A 5,695-nucleotide genomic window follows, 5' to 3' on the forward strand; every position below is an offset into this window, starting at 1 on the left:
GAGTACTTTTTACAGGCAAAGCCATTTGATGATAACCACCTACTGAAGTAGGTGGTTTAGGGGCTGAAAACAAAAAAGCCACTCAATGAGTGGCTTTTACAAATGTCATAGTTATATTAACTAGCACATTTTATACTATGTTGATTAAGCATTGCCCGGATTAGGGTTAGACTTTTCAGCTTGTATGCGCATGTAAATTTCTTCACGATGAACTGATACGTCTTTAGGTGCGTTAACACCGATACGAACTTGATTTCCTTTAACACCTAGAACAGTAACGGTTACTTCGTCACCAATCATAAGGGTCTCGCCTACTCTACGAGTTAGTATTAGCATTCTCTTGCTCCCATGTTCCAATAAAATTATAAGATTCCGCACAAACATTTTAATTAAAATTAGACTAAAAAGTAAGTAAAAACTCTCAATCTATTCATTTTCTGTTAAAAATGTCTTATGTAATGCACGAACAGCCAGCTCTAGGTATTTTTCATCTATTAAAACTGAAATTTTGATCTCTGAGGTGGCAACAAACATCACATCAATGTTTTCTTGTGCTAACGAATCAAAAAATAAACTCGCTACCCCGGAATGAGATTTCATCCCCATACCCACCGCTGACACTTTCGCCACATTGGTCAATCCGTCAATTGCCTGTGCGTCAAATTGCTGTTGCTCAGCCGTTAACAAATCAAATGCGTTTAAGTAATCATTTAAATGCACAGTAAAAGCATAGTCGACTTTTTCAACTTTATGATTAATTTGATTAATCATATCTATTTCGATGCCATTATCAGCAAAAAGTTTCAAAACTTTTGCAAGATGTTTGGTGCCTTGCGGCATTCCATGTACCTTAATCAAACACTCGTCTCGATTAAATGCAATACCCGATACGACATTGCTTGTCACGTCGCTCTCCTCAAAACTAATTAACGTGCCTTCATCGGGTTTAAAGCTAGATAACACCCGCAGAGGGACATTGTGTTTACCAGCAGATTCTACAGAGCGAATATGTAACACTTTAGCGCCTAAACTTGCCAGCTCAAGCATTTCAGCAAAGGTGACATGACTTAAACGTCGTGCGTTAGGTTCCACACGCGGGTCTGTAGTATATACGCCATCAACATCGGTATAGATCTGACATTCATCCGCTTTTATTGCACCAGCAATTTCAACCGCTGAGGTATCGGTGCCACCACGGCCAAGCGTGGTCACGTTGCCCTCAATATCGCGCCCCTGAAAGCCGGCAATAATAGCAATACGGTTATGTTCAAGTTCATGTTTTAAACGCGTTGCCGCAACTTCTTCTACGCGGGCTTTACCGAACATGTTATCGGTTAATATATTCACTTGATCGGCTAGTAAGCTTACCGCTGAATGGCCGCGTTTAATAATGGCCATCGCTAATAAAGCAATAGAGACTTGTTCACCGGTACTCAGTAATACATCGAGTTCTCGGCTACTCGGGCGAGAGTCGATTTGTTTGGCAAGATTAATTAAGCGATTGGTTTCTCCCGACATTGCCGAAAGCACCACGACCACTTGGTGGCCTTGTTGCTTAGTTTTAACAACAAGGTCGGCGACCGCTTCAATACGCTCTATTGAGCCTACCGAAGTGCCGCCAAATTTTTGAACTATAAGTGCCACTTAAGCTTAAGTACGCTCAGTTAACCAAGCTGTTACGCTATCAAGTGCTGCTGTTAAATTTTGTGGCTCAGAACCACCCGCTTGCGCCATATCTGGACGACCGCCGCCTTTACCACCTACTTGGCCTGCCATGTGATTAACTAACTCACCCGCTTTTACTTTGCCAGTTAAGTCTTTAGTTACACCCGCAATTAAGCTTACTTTGTCGCCGCTGGCAACACCTAAGGCAATAACACCTGAGCCAATTTTATTTTTAAGGTCATCAACCATACCGCGAAGCGCTTTTGATTCTGTGCCCTCAACATTGGCCACTAACAGTTTAACCCCGTTAATTTCAACCACTGAATCAAGTAACGATGCACCTGCCGCACTGGCTAGTTTATCGTTAAGTTGGGCAACTTGTTTTTCAAGCCCTTTCGACTTTTCAAGTAATGCAGTTACTTTTTCAAGTACTGACGCACTGTCACCTTTTACAAGCGCTGCAACATCTGCTAATTGCTGTTCTTGTTCATTAACATACGCGATTGCTTCTGCACCCGTTACCGCTTCAATACGACGAACACCGGCAGCAATACCGCTTTCAGATACAATTTTGAATAAACCAATATCACCTGCACGCTCTACGTGTGTACCACCACAAAGCTCAATTGAGTAATCACCTATGGTTACTACACGTACTTCGTCATCGTACTTTTCGCCAAACAATGCCATAGCACCTTTTGCTTTAGCATCATCAATTGCCATTAGCTCAGTATTAAGTGCAAAGTTACGACGAATTTCGTCATTTACTACACGTTCAATTTCGCGCAGTTCTTGTTTGGTCACTGCTTCAAAATGTGAGAAGTCAAAACGCAGACGATCTGGCTGCACAAGTGAGCCTTTTTGCGATACGTGCTCACCTAAAAGCTGACGTAATGCTTCATGTAAAATATGCGTAGCTGTGTGATTTTTCTTAATGCTTTCACGGCGCGCATCGTCAATAGTTGCATCCACTTTATCGTTAACGCCAATACGCCCTTGAACTGTTCCATGATGAGCAAAAGCATTACCCAGTTTAGTGGTATTAGTCACCACAAACTCACCGCCGGCTACTGTGATTGTTCCGCTATCACCAATTTGACCGCCTGATTCAGCGTAAAACGGAGTACGGTCTAAAACAATAATACCTTGTTGACCATCTTCAAGTAATGATACAGCTTCGCCACCGGCAAAAATTTCTACCACTGTGCCACTGTAATGAGTGCTATCGTAGCCTTTAAAGTCAGTGTGCTTGTCTGATTTTAATTGGTCATTGTAATCAGCCCCAAACTTACCCGCTTGTTGTGCTGTTTTACGTTGCACTGCCATGCATGCTTCAAAACCTTGATGGTCAATGGTCATTTGGCGCTCACGCGCTACATCGGCTGTTAAATCGGCAGGGAAACCATAGGTATCGTAAAGTTTAAATACTAAGTCACCTGGGATCACATCCCCGGTTAAATCACTCAAGCTTTCTTCTAAAATAGCTAAACCACGCTCAAGCGTTTTACCAAACTGCTCTTCTTCAATACGCAGTACTTTTTCAATAATTTCTTGTTGCTTAGCAAGCTCTGGGTACGCTTGACCCATTTGCTCAATAAGTGCAGCAACCAATTTATAGAAAAACGCGCCTTTAGCACCTAACTTATTACCGTGACGTACAGCACGACGAATAATACGACGCAATACATAACCACGGCCTTCATTTGATGGCATAACCCCATCTGAAATTAAAAATGCACACGAACGAATATGATCGGCTACTACGCGAAGTGATTTATCATCCATATCTTGTGCATTGGTAACGCTTGCAGCGGCAGCAATTAAGCCTTGGAATAAGTCGATTTCGTAGTTTGAATGCACACCTTGTAAAATAGCTGAAATACGCTCAAGGCCCATACCTGTATCAACAGATTGCTTAGGAAGTGGCTCCATAGTCCCGTCGCTTTGACGGTTGTATTGCATAAATACTAAGTTCCAAATTTCAATGAAACGGTCACCATCTTCTTCAGGTGTGCCCGGAGGACCGCCCCAAATATGCTCGCCGTGATCATAAAATATTTCAGAACATGGACCACAAGGACCCGTATCACCCATAGACCAAAAGTTATCGCTCGTTGCAATGCGAATAATACGATCTTCAGGTAAGCCTATATCGTTAGCCCAGTAGCCAAAGGCTTCTTCGTCATCATGGTAAATAGTTACTAACAGCTTTTCTTTTGGTAGTTTTACAACCTCAGTTAAAAACTCCCACGCAAATTTAATTGCATCTTGCTTAAAGTAATCACCAAAGCTGAAATTACCTAGCATTTCAAAAAAGGTATGATGACGTGCTGTGTAACCTACGTTTTCTAAATCGTTATGTTTACCACCAGCACGCACACAACGCTGCGAACTGGTTGCGCGTGTGTAAGGGCGGCTTTCAGCGCCTAAAAATACATCTTTAAATTGCACCATACCGGCATTATTAAATAACAACGTGGCATCGTTACCCGGTATAAGCGAACTAGAAGGAACAACTTGGTGTTGCTTGCTGGCAAAAAAGTCTAAAAACTGTTGCCTAATTTGTGCGGTAGTCATGTGCTGCATGTGAAAGTCTCACCTGTATTTACTGTGCTTGCATTGCAAAATTTATTTGATCATAGCTAAATCCTCGATACATTAAGTAGCGCACGCGCTTAGCTTTTTCTTTGTACTCGAGGTTTGCCGGTGTCGTTGAATATTTTTTGTTGTACGCTTCCTGCGCGAGCTCAAACCAATCTATTTCCAGCTCTTCAACCACTGTTTCAAGCAGTGCTCTATCAATCCCTTTACTCATGGCCTCACTTTGAATTCGCTTTAAGCCATGGCATTTAAATATGTGCTTTCTGACAAACCCTTCACAGTAACGCTGCTCGTTAATAAAATTGTGCTTTTCACACCAATCAAGCAGGTTTTCTATGAACTCGTCGGTTGCTTCTCTTTGCTGTAACTTTTGGGTTAACTCACGGCGCGAATGCTCTTGCCGACCAAGCAACCAAAGCACATAGTTTTTTAACTTTTGTTTTAACGTATCATCCATTAAGCGTCAAAGCGCCCGCTTTGCTCGTTACTTAAAGGCTTAATGTTACTGTCATCACTTGGTGGCACAACGGGCATAAAAATAGCCTGATAAGAAACAAAGAAACTAATGTAGCAAATTGGCATTAAAATCAACAGCGGTAGTAGCGATAAGAACATCGACAACACCATTAATAATGCGCAAATAATACCATAAACACTCAATGGTAAAATATTATAATAAAACACCATAAACGAACTTTTTAAGGCATTTAAAATACGTTGTTCTTTATTAAAGTAAACCAGCGGTACCGCATAGGCAAACGAAGTAAAGTATATCGACAGCGCAATTAAAAACAGTGCCACATTGGCAAAAGAAATACTCTCAAGCATTTGGCTAATTGCTGTATTAGGATCTAAGTCAGGCTGCGTCATAACCGCCATCGCATCGGCAAATAACCCATTGGCGAGCAGCGCAATTAAAATACCGGCACCCATTTGATAAAGCGCTAAGCGAAATAAGCCTAACCGATTTCCTTTTGCTGAAAAGGGCTTCAAAATGTCGGCTAACATAATTTTTCCGCCTTGCTGCTTGGTAAGCACGGCTTGATAAAAACCAGCGGTTAAAAATGGTGTAGCCAATGCTGCGACTATTTGTAATAACGGCAAAAATAAAGACAACAAGCCAACAATGCCAATAAACAAGTGCATAAAGATAAAGGTTAATGGCTGAGTTTTAAAAATTAGCCAACCCGCTTTAAACCATTTTAATGCCGCATCCGCTTTAAAAATTCGTAATTGTGTAGACATACTTGCTCTTAATTAAAACAAAACACGCCGAGTATAACTCGGCGTTGGTTGGTATTACAGAGGTGGCGGCGATAAATGCCGTTAATATTAGGGTCTGTTGCCCTTTACGGATTAAAATTTGTTCAAACTAGGGGCGATTTAATCGCGGCGCGAGGTTTGTAACCTAGTGGGCTAAGTAAAAACC

Annotated in this window: 5 protein-coding genes; all 5 read right to left on the bottom strand. The window is 41.7% G+C overall.

Annotated elements, in window-relative coordinates; translation table 11 throughout:
- Positions 1–144: 144 nt before the first annotated feature.
- On the bottom strand, positions 145–336 hold the full coding sequence (csrA, locus tag AAEY57_RS18460; RefSeq protein WP_004587515.1) for a carbon storage regulator CsrA: 192 nt from the start codon (positions 334–336) through the stop codon (positions 145–147).
- A gap of 90 nt (positions 337–426) precedes the next feature.
- Complete coding sequence (locus AAEY57_RS18465) at positions 427–1,644, bottom strand: aspartate kinase (RefSeq protein WP_350608489.1); 1,218 nt, start codon at positions 1,642–1,644, stop codon at positions 427–429.
- A gap of 6 nt (positions 1,645–1,650) precedes the next feature.
- Entirely contained in the window at positions 1,651–4,251 is a 2,601-nt protein-coding gene (gene alaS, locus AAEY57_RS18470; RefSeq protein ID WP_350608490.1) for an alanine--tRNA ligase, read from the bottom strand.
- Positions 4,252–4,270: 19 nt separating this feature from the next.
- Positions 4,271–4,723: a regulatory protein RecX gene (locus tag AAEY57_RS18475; protein ID WP_350608491.1), complete on the bottom strand. Its 453-nt coding sequence runs from the start codon at positions 4,721–4,723 to the stop codon at positions 4,271–4,273.
- The gene (locus tag AAEY57_RS18480) at positions 4,723–5,511 is read right to left on the bottom strand and encodes a BPSS1780 family membrane protein (protein ID WP_350608492.1); all 789 of its coding nucleotides are present in this window, start codon (positions 5,509–5,511) and stop codon (positions 4,723–4,725) included. Before AAEY57_RS18480 ends, AAEY57_RS18475 begins: the two co-directional genes overlap by 1 nt.
- Positions 5,512–5,695 lie beyond the last annotated feature (184 nt).

The organism is Pseudoalteromonas sp. MER144-MNA-CIBAN-0113 (genome assembly GCF_040308965.1).
Taxonomy (GTDB): Bacteria; Pseudomonadota; Gammaproteobacteria; order Enterobacterales; family Alteromonadaceae; genus Pseudoalteromonas; species Pseudoalteromonas tetraodonis.

Bases quoted from the DNA above. Each gene is read 5' to 3' on its own strand.
- AAEY57_RS18480 (WP_350608492.1), bottom strand. From the start codon at position 5,511: ATGTCTACACAATTACGAATTTTTAAAGCGGATGCGGCATTAAAATGG.
- AAEY57_RS18475 (WP_350608491.1), bottom strand. From the start codon at position 4,723: ATGGATGATACGTTAAAACAAAAGTTAAAAAACTATGTGCTTTGGTTG.
- alaS (WP_350608490.1), bottom strand. From the start codon at position 4,251: ATGCAGCACATGACTACCGCACAAATTAGGCAACAGTTTTTAGACTTT.
- csrA (WP_004587515.1), bottom strand. From the start codon at position 336: ATGCTAATACTAACTCGTAGAGTAGGCGAGACCCTTATGATTGGTGAC.